The 16613-nt window shown below is 37.8% G+C and carries 15 protein-coding genes and 1 riboswitch; of the genes, 8 read left to right on the top strand and 7 right to left on the bottom strand.

Going from position 1 to position 16613, the window contains the following annotated elements:
* Positions 1-31: 31 nt before the first annotated feature.
* The 4 genes from sigX (at position 32) to VK91_RS04810 (ending at position 4548) form a co-directional block, all read left to right on the top strand.
* Positions 32-565 (top strand): RNA polymerase sigma factor SigX, encoded by a 534-nt coding sequence (gene sigX, locus VK91_RS04825; RefSeq protein ID WP_009370717.1) that lies wholly within the window; start codon positions 32-34, stop codon positions 563-565.
* Positions 562-1848, top strand: coding sequence for a hypothetical protein (locus tag VK91_RS04820; protein WP_048391284.1), 1287 nt, complete (start codon positions 562-564; stop codon positions 1846-1848). The genes sigX and VK91_RS04820 overlap by 4 nt, the downstream gene beginning before the upstream one ends.
* 143 nt (positions 1849-1991) lie before the next feature.
* A riboswitch (FMN riboswitch) is annotated at positions 1992-2177 on the top strand.
* A 217-nt stretch (positions 2178-2394) separates the two neighbouring features.
* Positions 2395-2982 (top strand): ECF transporter S component, encoded by a 588-nt coding sequence (locus VK91_RS04815; RefSeq protein WP_036080135.1) that lies wholly within the window; start codon positions 2395-2397, stop codon positions 2980-2982.
* A gap of 219 nt (positions 2983-3201) precedes the next feature.
* Positions 3202-4548, top strand: coding sequence for a sodium-dependent transporter (locus VK91_RS04810; RefSeq protein WP_036080548.1), 1347 nt, complete (start codon positions 3202-3204; stop codon positions 4546-4548).
* Positions 4549-5119: 571 nt separating this feature from the next.
* Here the strand turns inward: VK91_RS04810 and VK91_RS04805 are convergent.
* The 4 genes from VK91_RS04805 to VK91_RS04790 are packed head-to-tail and all read right to left on the bottom strand — an operon-like array spanning position 5120 to position 8829.
* Entirely contained in the window at positions 5120-5506 is a 387-nt protein-coding gene (locus VK91_RS04805) for an STAS domain-containing protein (RefSeq protein ID WP_048391283.1), read from the bottom strand.
* 38 nt (positions 5507-5544) lie between these two features.
* Positions 5545-7242, bottom strand: coding sequence for a methyl-accepting chemotaxis protein (locus VK91_RS04800; RefSeq protein WP_048391281.1), 1698 nt, complete (start codon positions 7240-7242; stop codon positions 5545-5547).
* A gap of 27 nt (positions 7243-7269) precedes the next feature.
* The gene (locus tag VK91_RS04795) at positions 7270-7689 is read right to left on the bottom strand and encodes an ATP-binding protein (RefSeq protein WP_048391279.1); all 420 of its coding nucleotides are present in this window, start codon (positions 7687-7689) and stop codon (positions 7270-7272) included.
* Between the two features lie 6 nt (positions 7690-7695).
* Entirely contained in the window at positions 7696-8829 is a 1134-nt protein-coding gene (locus VK91_RS04790) for a response regulator (RefSeq protein WP_048391278.1), read from the bottom strand.
* 585 nt (positions 8830-9414) lie between these two features.
* Here VK91_RS04790 and glnA point away from each other — a divergent pair.
* Positions 9415-10749 carry a type I glutamate--ammonia ligase gene (gene glnA / locus VK91_RS04785; protein ID WP_048391277.1) on the top strand — a complete coding sequence of 445 codons (1335 nt, stop codon included), beginning with the start codon at positions 9415-9417 and terminating at the stop codon, positions 10747-10749.
* Between the two features lie 86 nt (positions 10750-10835).
* Positions 10836-11030 (top strand): hypothetical protein, encoded by a 195-nt coding sequence (locus VK91_RS04780; protein WP_048391275.1) that lies wholly within the window; start codon positions 10836-10838, stop codon positions 11028-11030.
* Positions 11031-11096: 66 nt separating this feature from the next.
* Here the strand turns inward: VK91_RS04780 and VK91_RS22660 are convergent, their stop codons facing one another.
* On the bottom strand, positions 11097-11234 hold the full coding sequence (locus VK91_RS22660; RefSeq protein WP_156181894.1) for a hypothetical protein: 138 nt from the start codon (positions 11232-11234) through the stop codon (positions 11097-11099).
* 184 nt (positions 11235-11418) lie between these two features.
* Between VK91_RS22660 and VK91_RS04775 the strand changes: the two genes are divergently transcribed.
* Entirely contained in the window at positions 11419-12714 is a 1296-nt protein-coding gene (locus VK91_RS04775; protein ID WP_048391274.1) for a transcriptional regulator, read from the top strand.
* A 35-nt stretch (positions 12715-12749) separates the two neighbouring features.
* On the opposite strand, the gene VK91_RS04770 is transcribed toward VK91_RS04775, so the two are convergent.
* A complete protein-coding gene (locus VK91_RS04770) occupies positions 12750-14156 on the bottom strand; it encodes a M20 family metallopeptidase (RefSeq protein ID WP_048391273.1) in 1407 nt (468 codons plus the stop codon).
* Between the two features lie 24 nt (positions 14157-14180).
* Positions 14181-15410 carry an MFS transporter gene (locus VK91_RS04765; protein ID WP_048391272.1) on the bottom strand — a complete coding sequence of 410 codons (1230 nt, stop codon included), beginning with the start codon at positions 15408-15410 and terminating at the stop codon, positions 14181-14183.
* Between the two features lie 278 nt (positions 15411-15688).
* Between VK91_RS04765 and VK91_RS04760 the strand changes: the two genes are divergently transcribed.
* Positions 15689-16552, top strand: a complete 864-nt coding sequence (locus VK91_RS04760) for an AraC family transcriptional regulator (RefSeq protein ID WP_048391271.1) — start codon at positions 15689-15691, stop codon at positions 16550-16552.
* Positions 16553-16613: the final 61 nt, after the last annotated feature.

Here is a 16613-nt window from a genome sequence, read left to right as displayed (position 1 = left end):
GACAAATATTATAGAACGGGGGTGGAGTGCTTTGAATGACTCCGTGTTCCATCGACTATACGATGCATATCACCAAGACGTGTTTCAGTTTTTAATATATTTAGTAAAAAACCGTACACTTGCCGAAGATTTAGCACATGAAGTTTATGTACGAGTGTTGCGCTCATACGATCAATTTGCAGGCAATAGTAGTGAGAAAACTTGGCTATTTGCTATTGCTAAAAATGTAGCAATTGATCATTTTAGAAAGCAAGCTGTACGTCAAAAGCATTCACATGATTTCTTTGACTGGGAAACGGAACAGCTCCATTCAACCACGCCATCACCGGAAGATATGCTACAGGCCAGTGATGAATTTATGCAGGTAGAATCAGCACTTGAAAACTGTACAGGCGACCAAAAAATGGTCATTATTATGCGCTATTTTCAAGATTTATCGATTGCAGAAACAGCACAAATACTAGATTGGACAGAAGCTAAGGTAAAAACGACCCAGCATCGAGCCATTAAATTTTTAAGGCAACAGCTACAGCCGATTAGAGAACAGGAGGCGAAACGGCAATGACGCATAAGCCATTTGATGATGAACAGCTTGAACATGTCTTGAACAATGCCCCTAAGCTTTCTGACCGCCGTTCAAAAGAAGAAATATTAAATCGGTTAATGGCAGATGCTCGCTTGCAGGATAATAGTCACCTACAAGAAGCGATACAACAACCTATAGAGAATGAAGAAGCACAACAAGCAAGTAAATCTTTAATACAAGATGAACGACCATCACGATTTAAGTTCCGAAAAATGCCGATTTTTACGAGTGTAGCAGCAGTTTTCGCGATAACGGTACTCGTTGGCTTCATGTTCATGAATAATGACGCTAGCCAAAAAGATCTAGCTAGTACGCCAGAAACGGCTAATTACTCTACGTTACAGGAAGATCGTTCTGCTAAAGAGGCAGCTACCCAGGATGAGGCACTTCAATCCAGTATTGTATCGGAGCATGAGCGTATGCTATCTTTACGGTCGTCTGTCTATGAGGAAGATGTGAAAGATGCTGTCGTTTTCCGTATTGGTTTGGCAGGACGCGATGCAGAAAGTGTTCCAATGACATATGTGATACCAAATGAGCGTGTAGCAACTGATTTTGGAACAGAAAAGCCTTCTACCCTACAGATGTATGAAAAATATGCTCCTCAAATAGATGAAGAAGCCAAAGGGTTTACGGATTATCATCCTTTTAAAGGTGAACTGAAGGAGAAGGAAGACAAGCTTGTCCACGTATTACCAAAGGACAATGACTATGATGTTGCATCAGCTACCGTTAATGAATACAAAGGGACTTTAGAGGATACCTTCTCGGATTCTGAATATACGGAAGTTGAGATTCAAAATGAAGATGGCACACCTTATGAGTTTTCTCAGGAGGGTGAGCCAAGTCAAGCCATGTCATTAACAAACGCCAAGCATTTTAATTATTATTTATACCAAGATGGTAGTGGGGCAGAATATCTGTCACCAGATTTCCGTCAAACATTTGCTAATGTTACAGAGGCACTTACACTAATGAAAAACAAAAATGATGATGTTTATGTAACAGTCGTTCCTGAAAACGTAACATATACCGTGAAAGAGGAAGCAGAAGGTGTAGTCGTAACATTCGATATTCCCTTAGATTTAGCATCGATGGAGCCAATTCGCGCTACCCAATTAATTGAAGCTATGATGTTAACTGCTGCTAGCTTTGACCAACAATTACGCTTGGATAATGTGGTCCAAGAAAGCTGGGAAGGATTCGATTTAAAAACGTATTTGCCAAAGCCTGTGGGGCCAAATAAACAATATATGCCTTAGTCAAAATCAAAAATGGAGCATTCCTGTAACATGGAATGCTCCATTTTTACAATACTTACAAATCTAATCGGAATTTTTTAAGCAGAACTATTTACTTTTTCTTAATAATTAATTATAGTAAGGTTGTAGTATAAAATAATATGATTCATCTTCGGGGCAGGGTGAAAATCCCGACCGGCGGTAATAGAGTGGTGAACCGTTAATGTTTCCATTAACTCGAATGGTTTATGCTTCGCTCTTCAGCCCGCGACCTGTGCAAATTTATTTGCATGGCTGACTTGGTGTGATTCCGAGGCCGACAGTTAAAGTCTGGATGGGAGAAGATGGAGGTACGATCGTCATTCATTGTTATGAAATAAACTATGACCGAGCGCTTTTTTTGTATGGCTTTTTAAACAGTGCTCAAAAATAGTTTAAATTGACGCCTATTCGTCATGCCTTTCTCCCTTGTGCTCTTTATGCATAAGGGTTTTTTCGTGCTAACAATTGAAAGATCGTCACCTTTCTTCTTGCGAGATTGAATCAGCAAAGAGGAGAGAGTTTTCTATGAAGAAAAATGTTAAACTTCAATCGTTTATTACGATTGGCATGCTGAGCAGTATTTCGTTTTTATTAATGCTTTTTAATTTCCCAATTCCACCATTCCCAGCATTCTTGGAAGTCGACTTTAGTGATATGCCTGCATTAATAGCAGCCATCACAATGGGGCCTGTAGCTGGTATTTTAGTAGAATTATTTAAAAATGTATTGGATTGGATTTTCTCTGGAACGCCAACAGGTGTGCCAGTAGGTCATATTGCCAACTTTGCAACAGGTATTTTATTTATTTTGCCTGTAAGCCTTATTTTTAATCGCTTTAAAACAATTGCTGGTCTTGTTGGAGGTTTAGCGACAGGAACAGTCGTAATGGCAGTAGGGATGAGTATTTTAAACTACGCAGTATTTTTACCGATGTACACATACTTCTTAGGAATGGAACCTGTTGTAGGTGACTCACTTTATAAAATGATTATCGCTGGGATTTTACCATTTAACATTGTGAAAGGTATTTTATTAACGGCTATTATGGCGTTTTTATTTACAACTATGCGCAAGTGGATCGACCGCCAGCGTTCTATCTATATAACAAAATAATTTTTACTAACCTCGGGTGAACATACCTGAGGTTTTTTGTTGGAAGGAATGATGGATAGGGAAAGGTGTGAAGAAAAGAAAGGCAAAACTAACGGATAAATATAGAAAAAAGTAATGGGGTAAAAAAGCTAACTAGTACTTTATAATTATAACCTAGTCGAAAGCTATATTTTCATGTAAAATAGAGAAGAGTTTAGAATGTTTGAGGAGTTTGAAGAGATGAGTGGAAAAAAAGGACAATGGTCTAGTAAATTAGGTTTTATTTTAGCATCAGCTGGTGCGGCGATCGGACTAGGGGCAATTTGGAAACTTCCCTATGTAACAGGACAAAGTGGTGGAGGAGCATTTTTCCTTATCTTTGTGTTATTTACCTTGTTAATAGGACTACCGATGTTATTGTCCGAGTATGTTTTAGGACGTGGTACACAATCCGAGGCTGTAACAGCGTATAAAAAAATTGCTCCAACTAAGCCAGGATGGGCCTGGATTGGTCGAATGGGCGTGCTAGGCTGTTTTTTATTATTAACTTTTTATAGCGTTGTTGGAGGTTGGATCTTTATTTATAGCGGGCTAGGTGTAGCTGGCGCGGTAATTGATCCAGCAGTAGATCCTGCTGAATTATTTGGAAAAATTATAGGCACGCCTTGGATTACGCTAGTTGGTCTAGTGTTGTTTACATTAGCCAACGTACTTGTGATTTCATTAGGTGTACAAAATGGGATTGAAAAGGCCAATAAATGGATGATGCCGTTACTTTTCATAATGTTTATTGTCCTTGTTGTGCGTGCAGTTACATTAGATGGGGCAATGGAAGGGGTAAAATTCTTCTTATGGCCTGATTTCTCGAATATTACGGGTAAGGCATTATTAGAAGCCTTAGGGCAATCGTTCTTTGGGTTAGCAGTAGGTTTTTCTTGTCTAGTTACATATAGCTCTTATCTAAAAAAAGATGTCAGTCTTCCGAATTCAGCGGGTTCTGTAGTGCTGTTAACCGTGCTTGTTTCATTTTTAGCAGGTTTAGCGATTTTCCCTGTTGTGTTCGCCTTTGATTTAGAGCCAGCAGCGGGTCCAGGTTTGCTATTTATGGTGCTACCAACAGCATTTAGTCAAATGCCATTTGGTGAAGTGTTTTTAGCCATGTTTTTATTGCTATTTTTATTTGCTACATTAACGTCATCATTTAGTTTATATGAGATTATCGTCGCGGCATTTATGGAGCATAGTCAGAAATCGCGTCCAATGTGGACACTTTTACTTGGTATAGTCGTGTTTATTGCAGCCATTCCAGCAGCGCTTTCTTCGAGTGTTTTATCGGATATAATGATTTTTGAGAAAAGTATCTTTGATGCAACCGATTTTTTAGTGTCGAATATCATGCTTCCGCTAGGGAATTTATTCATTGCTATTTTTATTGCCTATGTAGTGGATAAAGAATTTGTGAAGAGAGAATTGCTAACGGGAAGTCAAATGGGACAAGGGTATTATTCGACATATCGTATGTTAATGCTAGTTGTTGTACCGATTATCATTCTAGTTGTGTTTGTTAATATGCTACTGCAGTATTAAAGAAAAGGTATATTCCGCCATAGGAAAAATACCTTCTCTTAGTGTTAAAAACATAACAGTCAATAGAAAGGTAGAAGTGGATTTCTATTGCAAGGCTACTTGCTTTCCTGTGGGCGAGTGCCAGCAGCTTCCTCCGTGTAGGGGCTCACCTGTCTCGTTAATCCACGGGAGTCAAGAAGCCTTCCGCACCAACCCAAAAAATCTCAATCTTTTTAGCAAAGGTTTTCAAATAAAGTAAAGGAGTTCATTACCCTTTATGAAGAGGTGTTGTCACTCATCACTTCTCCACATTGAAAATAAGAGCCTATCCCCTCTAAGAATACAAATAATGGGTAGATTTGATCGCTATGCTACTATGAGGTAAAGACACTTTGTAGAATGGTTGATAGCGTCACTCCTATGGGATTTAGCGGCTCATCGGACGCCCCCCTGGAAAGGACGCTGGCGGAACGAAAATCAACCTCTCGCCTTGCAAAGTTACTATTTCTACCGTTGATATCTTCTTTTTTTAACAACATAAAAAGGTGTATTCCGTCTAATAGGAATACACCTTTTATTATGATTATAGAGATTAATAATCGTTAAGTGATAGCTCACCTAGCCAATCTTCTTTAATAATCTTCCTTGCTTGTTCTTCACTTTCGGCAATAGGGAATACTTTATCAACCTGTGAAATAGCGAATAAGTTGCGAATGAAATCATCGACGACAATAATGGCGATTTTCTTATCTTTTACAGACACCTTCTTAGCAAAATTAACGATCATCCCGAATCCAGTACTATCAATATTTGTTACCCTATGCATATCGATAATGTATCCGTGTTTTGTGTCTAAGCTAAGTGTTTGCAGCTCTGACTTTATTTCTTCAATCATCCCGTATTCTAAATCGCCTGTAAACGCAATCACAATATAATCAGCCTTTGTGTCAATATTCATTGCAATTTTCTTCTGATTCATCCTATAGCGCCTCCATTTTTCTTTTCTTGTTTGGGGATTTATTCAAACTTAAATTTATTCACTTCATTTTGTAATTTATCAGCAATTGATGATAACTCATCTGAGCTTTGTGTAATTTCGGCAACAGTCGCATATTGCTCTTCTGAGGTTGCGGCAATCTCTTCTGTAGCTGCTGCAGCGTCCTCGATGATGCGAGAAATATCTTGAATGGCTTGTTGCACATCTAGGGAGTTGTCGTTAACATGTGTAAATGCCACTTTCATTTGTTCGACACCTTCTTCAGTTTCGACAACTTTCTCCACGATTTCTTTTAAGGCACTTCCGCCTTTATTGATGATCGTTACTTGCTCCTCGACAGCTAGTAAATTACTTTCCATTGTTCGTACGGTCACAGATGTTTCCGCTTGGATATCATTAATAAGATTAGTAATTTGTCCAGCTGCTAAACTTGACTGTTCAGCTAATTGACGAACCTCTGATGCAACGACAGCAAAACCTTTCCCTTGATCACCTGCTCGTGCTGCCTCGATGGCCGCATTTAGTGCTAACAGATTCGTTTGTTCTGCGATGCCAGTGATAACGGTAATAATACCACCAATTTCTTCAGAGCGCTTGCCTAATTTTTGGATAGAATCTGTTGCATAAGACACTGTTTTCGTAACATCACTTAGATGCATAATCGCTTCATTGATGGCTTCTTCTCCTTTACGTGCGATATGAGTGGATTCGATAGCGCTATTTAAAGTGATTTCAGCTTTTTGTAAGCTCTTTGATACTTCCTCAAGCGTTTTTTGCATCATTGAAACTATTCGTTCAGCCTGATCAGATTGAGTGGTAGTACCAACGGCGATTTCATTCATTGTTAGTGCGATCTGATTAGATGCTTCACTTGTTTGATGTGATGATTCTGCCAAAGTGTGTGATGACTTTGCAATTTGATGTGCACTACCAGCCACAATTTTTATCGTCTCTGTTAAATGATTTTTCATACTACTAAATGCGCGTGCTAATTCAGCGATTTCATCTTTGCCTTTAGGGTTTAACAGTTTAACATTTAAATTTAGTTCTGCTAGTTCCTTGGCATTGGTACTTAGAATGTTAATAGGATTAACAATTTGCTTTTGTAAGAACCAACTAATTCCTCCAATCATTACAATGGCGATCACTAAGGAAATCGCTACATTCTCCAGTGCTGATTTTGTGGCAATGCTTATATAAGGAGCGGTAGGGACAGCGGTTGCCCATACACCGATAACCTCGCCTTGACTATTTACAATCGGATCATAGGCTGCTTGATGCAAACTTCCTAAGACATTGGCAGAACCGATAAAGCGCTTTTTTTCTCCTAGTACAACAGTAGCAACCTCGTCAGAAACCTTTGTATTTAAAGCGCGTTCACCATTATCCACTATATTGGTACTTATACGCGTATCGTTTTGAAAGATGGATACAGCATTCCCGTTTGTGAGTTCTCCAACTTTATCAGCTACCTCAAAGTTTTCTACCATATTGATATCGCCCTTATAGAGTTGGTTGTTTTTAATGGACCATTCACCAGGATATTTAGCGTCTAAATATTCATAGCTCAACTGTATATCTGATAAAAGCTTTGTATCAGCACTTTCTAATAGATTGTTCTTGGCAACAAAAAAATTGACTCCTGCTAAAAGGGAAGTAAGTAAAATAATACAACCAAATATAAGCAGATTCATTTTCTTTCGTATAGATAACTTCATTAAAACGCCCCCAATTTTACGTTTACTTTATAGATGAATCTTTTTGGAAATACCAACTAAAAATTTTGTTTCAGAAATATTTTCGAACCAAATATGGTCGACCATATTTTTGACAAAAAATAAACCGCGTCCACGATCAGCATAATCAAATTTGTCTAAATCGAATTGAAGAACTTTGCCCCAGTCCTTTTCGTCAATGCCTTTTGCTTCGTCAGTGACTGTTATTTTTATCTCTTCGTTTGATTGAGTTACTTGTATTTGAATCTTCTTTTGAGCGGGTGTATTAATTTTTCCCATAGCCTCTACGGCATTGATGACTAGTTCATGAACAACAAATCTTAACTCTCGTTTATAAGGTAGATTATATAACTCTGTATAATTCTCCATTACTTGATCAATAAAGGCTATAGCTTGTGTATCAGGATTTACATTGAGTGTGAATTCCATCTTCAATCACCTACCCTTTAATGTAATTGTTATTGAAACGACTGTGATGTCATCGCTGTAATCATTATCAAATAAATTGTACTTTTGAGAAAACTTTTGTAGTGCATAGCTGTTATCCTGTGAAGCATAGGCGTAGAAAAAGTCCATATCAATTGAATTTTGCTCGTTCAATGTTAATAATCCATCCGTATAAAGAATAATACGATGCCAGCCTGATAAAGGTATTGTTTTTTTATTTATTTGAATAGTAGGGAATAGTCCGAGGATAGGCGTATTCGCTGGGAGGAAGACTGTTTCTCCAAATTTTCCAAATAAAAAACCAGAAGGGTGAGCCGCATTCACATAGTGCAAAGTTCCGTTTTTTGTATCTAGAAGTATGTAGATTGCTGTCATTAAAAAACGGTCCATATCCTCATCAGAAAATAGCTCGTAAATTTGGCGGTTAAGTTCTTGGATTACGGCTACTGGATCAATTAACTTAGTAATCATTCCTTTTAATAATGATCTGATGGACATAGTAACGAGTGATGCAGCTATGCCATGCCCCATTGCATCATACAGAAGAATGGCGGTTAAATGGTCATTAATCTTAAACCAGCAGTACATGTCACCTCCTAGTGTATTGGATGTTACGTAAAGACCATCAACCTGTATTTGCTCAAGATTTAATGGAGGAGATAGTGCATTCTTTTGGAATTTTTTTGCAACAAATAAATCTTTTTGAATCATACTTTCTTGCTGCTTTCGAAGCTTGGCTTCCCTCTGATATTTTAAGGCTACTTGAATTCGAGTCTTAAAATGAGTAAAATCAAACGGCTTTAAAATAAAGTCGAAAATGCCTGCTTCAAAAACCCTATCGATTGTTATGTTTTTTTCGTAGGTAGTAGATAGAAGGATAGGGACATCTATCCAATTTTTAAGTACATGAATGTGCTGACAAATTTCCTCGCAATTGCTGAGTGTCATTTTCGTGTCAAGTACGATTAATTCCAGCTCATCTTTCAAAGCTGAATCTACTAAATAGTTCATTGCTGCTTCCGTTGTTGAAAAGCAATAAATATTGGGGATGCTGATACGATGAAAATACTTTTGCAGACGTAGCACATCATTACTTACGCTGCCAATAATTAATACTGACATGCCTACTTAATTCACCGCCTTATGTATCTATAACTAAATATTTCCTGGAAGCCAAAATAATGATTTCTAACCATAATTATATACTCCGTATTTACTGATAATATGAATAAATTAAAATTCTAATTTGCTATAAATTTACCAATAAATATCGCATTATACAAGGCTTTTGTGATATAAAGTAAAACTTAATCAATAGGATTTTTGACATCTTGGTTCTTGGATAGTGTTCACGGGTTATCTTTTTAACGATGTTCTTGATATATCTACAATTAATGCATGGGGAAGTAGTGAATACTTCGTCTCTAGTCATGATACTAGACTGTTCATTTTTAGAGTGACGAAGAATTTTTGTAAGACTAAAGGCCTTTTGTAGAAAGTAGTAATTTTGCCCTTTTTTAAAGATGAAAGATCGCTATTTGAGATGGAAATGTGGTAAGAAAAATTAATCTAAAATAAGGATTAATATATTCGATAAAAAGCATGTCATAAAACCTTACATACATATTGCTTATTCTTCAAATTTAATGTATTTTTAGAGCAGTTATAAAAAACGTGTTAATTAAAATTACATTGGAGTGGTGAAGAATGAAACATTATACCAAAGAAGATATTATACGCCGAGTAAAGGAAGAAAATGTGAAATTTATTCGCCTACAATTTACAGATATTTTAGGGACAATCAAAAATGTGGAAGTTCCTGTCAGTCAATTAGAAAAAGCGCTAGATAATAAAGTTATGTTTGACGGCTCTTCAATCGAAGGTTTTGTGCGTATTGAAGAATCAGATATGTATTTAAAGCCAGATATCAATACCTTTGTGATTTTTCCTTGGACTGCTGAAAAGGGGAAAGTAGCTCGCTTTATATGTGATATTGCAAGACCAGATGGTACACCGTTTGAAGGAGATCCACGCTCCAATTTAAAACGTGTATTGAAGGAAATGGAGGAGCTGGGCTTTACGTCGTTTAATTTAGGGCCAGAGCCTGAATTTTTCCTATTCAAGTTGGATGAAAAAGGGCATCCGACACTGGAATTAAATGATAGTGGAGGCTATTTTGATTTAGCGCCAACTGATTTGGGAGAGAACTGTCGTCGTGATATTGTTTTAGAGCTAGAGGGGATGGGCTTTGAAATCGAAGCGTCTCATCATGAAGTAGCACCAGGCCAGCATGAAATCGACTTTAAGTATGCGAGTGCTATTGAGGCATGTGACAATATCCAAACATTTAAACTGGTGGTAAAAACCATTGCTGCACAGCATGGTCTCCACGCAACATTTATGCCAAAGCCACTATTTGGGGTCAATGGCTCAGGAATGCATTTTAATCTCTCCTTATTTGAAGGTGATAAAAATGCCTTCTATGATGAACATGCAGACTTGCAATTAAGCGCAACCGCACGTAGCTTTATGGCAGGAATTATGAAGCATGTGCATGGCTTTACGGCTATCACGAATCCACTTGTCAATTCCTATAAACGATTAGTACCTGGCTATGAAGCCCCTTGCTATGTAGCATGGTCTGCTCAAAACCGTTCACCATTAATTCGCATTCCAGCAGCACGTGGATTATCTACACGAATTGAATTGCGTTCTGTTGATCCAGCAGCAAACCCTTATTTAGCAATGGCTGTAATTCTAGCATCTGGGCTGGATGGTATACGAAAAGATTTAACACCACCAGCTGCGGTAGACCGTAATATTTATAAAATGACAGCAGCAGATCGGGAGTTGAACGGGATTGATAGTTTACCATCCTCATTAGAATTTGCGCTAATTGAATTAGAGATGGATACCATTGTTCGTGATGCATTGGGTGACCATATTTATGATAAATTTACAGCTGCCAAAGAAATTGAATGGAATAAATATCGCACGCGTGTCCATAACTGGGAGCGTGAGGAATATTTAACGATGTACTAAAGGTGTTGGGGCTTTTTTAGCTCCAACTTTTTTTATGTGACATGTACTTCTTTTTGCTCTATCATAAGATTAAAGGAGTGTGAACGATGACACAGATAACTCAAGTTGTGACAATTCAAAACAATGATATTGTTCAATTTGAACTTGATATTAACCGTGCTTTAGTAGATTTAAAAGGCTTTTTCATACTTGATATCAAATACAATACGCTCTTTATTGGAGAGCAGACAGTCATCCATTCTGCTTTAATTATTTATCAGCAAAACAATTACACTATTTAACAAAGGGGTCATGTCGATGAGACGTGACTTTTTTTAATAAAAGATAAACTCGATTGTTGTGAAAGGTTAATGGTAATCGGGTTTATTCTTCTTTGGATTGTCATAAATTAATTCATCTGGATCATGGATCATCATTTTTCTCCCTAACCAGTACAGTTTCAAAGTAATGAACATCCATAGTGCCTCAAAGTTTTCTACTGCCATTTTACCACTTGATGGAAAGACCTATTTTTTTATCCAAAGCACCTTGGTATTTTACAAAAAATATCTCCTCTCTTATATTTACAGTGGGTAAATGAAAATCGATAGTTGTCGGAAATTTATATGTATTTTATATACTTTTGCTATAATAAAATTATCATGTTCATCGAACAAAGGAGGGGTTTGGTTGAAAATACGGTTAGGTCTTCTTGGCCCTTCAGACTCGATTGAATTTGTCGAAGCTGTCTTGAAAAATTGGCCAGAGTTTATATTTACCTCGATAGAATGTCTAGCACAAGAGGATTTAGATGAAAAAGTGACACCTTTATTGATGGAAGAAATGGATATGTGGCTGTGTACAGGGCCCATCACCTATAATATTGTGCAAAGTTGGAACCAACTAAAGACACCGGTTTTTTATGTTATGTATAAAGGATCATCCTTATATAAAACCGTGTTAAAGGTATTGTACGAACACAAAATCGACGTGAATGAAATTAGCTACGATGCTGGTAATAGTGATGCATGGGAGCAGGCCTTGGTGGAGGCAGGAATTGAAGTAAAGCCTAAATTTGTGGAATCGGAGACAATTTCATTAAAAGAGCTTGTGCACTATCATTTTAAGCTTTGGGAAAGTGGCCAAACAAAGGCTGCCATTACTGGTCATCCCATTCATCATGAACTACAACTGCTAGGTGTTCCAACCTATCGATTGTTCCCATCCTCGATGGCTGTAGAGGCTGTTATTACGAATATGCTACGAACATATGAAATGCTACGCTATAAGGCGACTCAAATTGCTGTACAAATAATCGAAATTGATCCATTTTTAGGAATCGCAAAAAATAACTTCTCAACAGATGAGCTGTTTAGAATGGAACTTAAGATAATGGAGCATTTGCTGACGTACACAAAAAGCATCCATGGTTCCATTAAATCTACAAGATTTGGGCGTTATGTGATTTTCACTACGAGAGGCTTAATGGAGGATATAACGAAGAATTTTAACCAAATGCCTGATATAGAAGATTTCACACCGCTAGATCAAGAGGCCATGACTTGTGGAATTGGGATTGGTCAAACGGTATATGACGCAGAAATAAACGCTGGAAATGCCTTATTGCATGCAAAGGAATGCGGTAAGGGTTCATGGATGGTTTGTTTTGATGATAAAAAAATTGCAGGACCGCTTGGAAAGCCTGAACAACTTACATACTCCTATACCTCAGAAGAATTAGAGGCTTTAAGTCAGAAAACCACCTTAAGTGTGATGACATTAAATAAGTTAAAGTCCTCATTGAAAAAATTAGCAAGTGATGAGCTGAATGCTAATGAGCTAGCAAAATATATGCAGATACCAGCTCGAAGTGCGCGCAGAATATTAACAACCCTTGAGGAAAAAGGATTTGCTGAAGTCGTTGCAGAGGAGAAACCCCATACACGCGGACGTCCACGTAAGGTTTATAAAATTTCTCCATTCTAAGGAGAGTCCATAGATATATGGACTCTCTTGTTATGCTATGAGCGAATTTTGTATTGCTTTACATCTGATGGCAGAGGGGAAGTGTATACCTCACCAGCTCGACGTTCAATTAATTCTGCCTTCGCTTGTTCAATTAATTCTGGTTGTAGAAGGACATCCAGTGCTGTAGAAGCCATAACTTTCCCTGCATGAAGCATGCCTTTATGTGCTAAGGAAGTTGTCCCTGTTGCTACGATTTGCCATGTATGAAGAGGGGTTCCAAGTGGTTCACATGCGGTCATGCATTGTGCAGTTGGGACAAGCCAGCTAACATCACCTACATCAGTAGATCCAGCCATAAATTCATCAGGCTTAAATGGATCAATAATATCCGCAATATCTTTTCCAGCTAATTGACGATTTCTTTGTACATCCACCTTTTTTTCCTCTTCCGATAGTGTTTTACGAATAGCACTAGCAAATTGTATTTCCTCATCTGAATAAGAAGGTGTACCTAATTTAATGAAATTTTCATACATAACCTGTTCTAATGTTGTATTTGGAAGCACATTAGAAAGAGCTGAAGCTAGATCTATTTCTACCTCAGTACCAGTCATCAGAGCAGCACCTCTTGCAATTTCACAAATACGTTGGTAGATATCCTCCGTTTGAGAAACTCTTGGAGCTCTTACAAAATACAAAACTTCTGCCTCTGCTTGTACAACATTTGGAGAAAAACCACCTGTATTTGTAATGGCATAATGGACTCTTGCTTCAGGAATGATATGCTCTCGTAAATAATTTACTCCTATATTCATCAACTCCACAGCATCAAGAGCACTTCTCCCTAAGTGAGGGCTAGCAGCTGCATGGGCGCTTTTACCTTTGAATTTAAAGTACACTTCGTAACAAGCGAGTGTGGCAACCGACATAATATTATTCGTTGTTCCTGGATGCCAAGTCAAAGCAATATCAACATCATCAAAAACACCCTCTCTTGCCATAAAGGTCTTACCGCCACCGATTTCTTCCCCAGGACAACCGTAATAACGGACCGTTCCTTCGATATTGTTCTCTTGCATGTAATCACGTAATGCAATAGCAGCACCAAGTGAACCTGTACCTAATAAATTATGTCCACACCCATGACCGTTACCTCCTGCTTCTTGTGGATTTGGCTGCGCTATACCGCCATGTTGACTTAAACCAGTAAGCGCATCAAATTCTCCTAGAAATGCGATAACAGGATTGCCATGACCAGACGTTCCTATGAAGGCGGTTTCAATTTGGGCAACACCTTTCTCCACTTCAAAACCTTCATCCTCTAGTGCTTTGCTTAATAGTTCAGCAGATTTAAATTCTTCAAATCCTGTTTCAGCATATTGCCAGATTTGATTACTCACTTCAATTAATTTTTCTCGTTTTTCTTCAATAATTTGTGATAGTCTACTATGTTTGGTCAAATAAACTCACCCTTACCTTTCTTTTTATGCATGATCAATTAAACTACTATTCTTTGATGGAATTCTATAGAATACCGCACAGATTACCACGATGACTAAGGCACCGATTAGGAAGAAGAAGGCTGCTTGGAATGAGCCTCCAAAACCATCAATAAGAGCACCCATAGCTGTTGGGGCAATAAAGCCAGCCATACCACTAGCGAAATACATCATGCCTAAAAAAGAGCCTATAATTTTTTGAGAAACATACTTAAGTGGAATGGCCAAAATTGCCATTGAAATGGCTGAATCCCCTATAGAGAAGATACTCTGAAAGGAAATCGCTAACTGAATACTCGATGCATTAAACATCATATAAAGGCATAGGCCTGAAACAATGGCACCAATCAATACAATTATTTTTTCTTTTCCAGCAAGTCCTTTATCAATTAAAAATCCTGTGATAATAGCTGCGATTAATCCACAAGCCTGTGGAATCATAGCGAGTGATCCGACTTCTCGTAAATTTAAATTCCGCGTTTGTTCCAAATAGGAGGGAAGCCATGACGAGAAACCCCAATGGACTGTACTTGAGCAAAAGTACATCACGACAAGCATCCATAAAAATGAACTTTTATAGAGTTCTTTCATTGGACGACCATTTGAAGTTTCTGCCACCTGTTGTTTAATAAGCTTTGGGGGATTGTAAAACTTAAACAATAAAAGAGTGACAATTAGACCAACACCACCAATAATGTAAAACATTGTGCGCCAGCCCCAAGTATCAGCAATTAAACCAGCCAAATACAAAGCAAGAACACCACCAATTAATTGAGCAGCTAGAAGCATCGATTTAGCCCGTGCACGAACATCTTTTTTGAAAATCTCCGTAATGGCAACGCCACTGCCTGTCGGTAAACCACCATCACCAAGACCAAGAATAAAACGAATAGCTAAGATTGCCATAAAAGAGCCAATCATCCCAGTCAGTAGGGAGAAGAGGGAAATCATGAAAACAGCAATAACAATTATTTTCCGTGAACCAAACTTATCAGAGGCCCATCCTGCTAGCAATGTCATCAGTGCACTGCTTAGCCAAAAGCTACTGATGACCAACCCGCTTTGTGTCTGTGTTAAATGTAATTCTTTGCTAATGGGGATAATGGCCACATTCATACCGAACAATGTTAATGAATCGACTAACCATGCTAGAAATAATAATGAAAAGATAAAATTTCGTTTGCCAACACTCAATTGCGTATGTAACTCACTCATTCAATTCTTCCTCCTTTTTAGGACGCTTTATTTTTATTTAAGGACAATAAAGGTCTTGTCCGTTATTATAAATACATTATTGTTATTTTTCAATATATTTTGATTTCGAGTACAATGAAATTTTGAGGAGATAGAGAAAAAAGTGTAGATAAAGGACGAAATTAAGCAAGGGGAGTAGATCATAAAAAATACTTCCCTTAAAACCTGTCCAAAGTTAGCATAAAAAGACAGGTTATATAGCAGTATCTATTTTAAGATGGAATCAAGGAGTGAAAGCAATGAGTTGGATTGAGTCGATACAAAAGGCCATTAATTATATGGAGGAGCATTTATTAGAGGATATTACGATTGAACAGATTGCGCAGGAGGTTAATTCTTCTGTCTTTCACTTTCAGCGAACATTTGCCATTTTGACAGATATGTCTATTGCAGATTATCTGCGGCGAAGAAGATTAACATTAGCTGCACAAGAATTGCTGGGTACTGAACAAAAAATAATCGATCTCGCCTACAAATACGGCTATGAAACTCCTGAAGCCTTTACTAAAGCGTTTCGAAAACAGCACCATGTTACGCCTAGTGAAGCAAGAAAGAAGCAAGGACCATTACAATCATATAATCGCCTGGTCATACAGGTAAGCTTGAAGGGAGCAGAACCAATGAAATATAAAATTATTGAAAAAGACAAGTTTCAAATTGTGGGTGTAAAAAGAACATACAACTGTCAAAATGGGGAGAATACAACGGAAATACCTCTATTTTGGCAAGAGGTAAACCAAAGTGGCTTTGATCACCAGCTATACCAATTAAATAATGGCACGGTCAATGGTGTATTAGGTGTTTGTGTACCAAATACTGAACAGGGACAAAAGGGCTTCATTGATTATTGGATTGCTACTGATCATGTAGGAGAAGTAGGGGAAGATCTCTTAACAATGGAAGTACCTGCATCCAAATGGGTTATCTTTGAAGTACATGGACCTATGCCTGATGCAATGCAAAATACGTGGAAACAAATTTATTCAGAGTGGTTCCCATCCAACCCATATGAACCAGCAGGAACAGCAGAGTTGGAGGTTTATCCTGAAGAGGATGCTTATAGCCCTGATGCGTATTCAGAAATTTGGATTCCAATTAAATAACAAAAAAGCCAAGGATGCTATACTAGTGCATCCTTGGCTTTTATTATTCTATTAAAAAAAT

It is taken from the genome of Lysinibacillus sp. LK3 (assembly GCF_001043675.1).
GTDB classification, from domain to species: domain Bacteria; phylum Bacillota; class Bacilli; order Bacillales_A; family Planococcaceae; genus Lysinibacillus; species Lysinibacillus capsici.
Note: the sequence above shows the minus strand (reverse complement) of the source record. Positions and strands in the feature narration are given on the sequence as shown.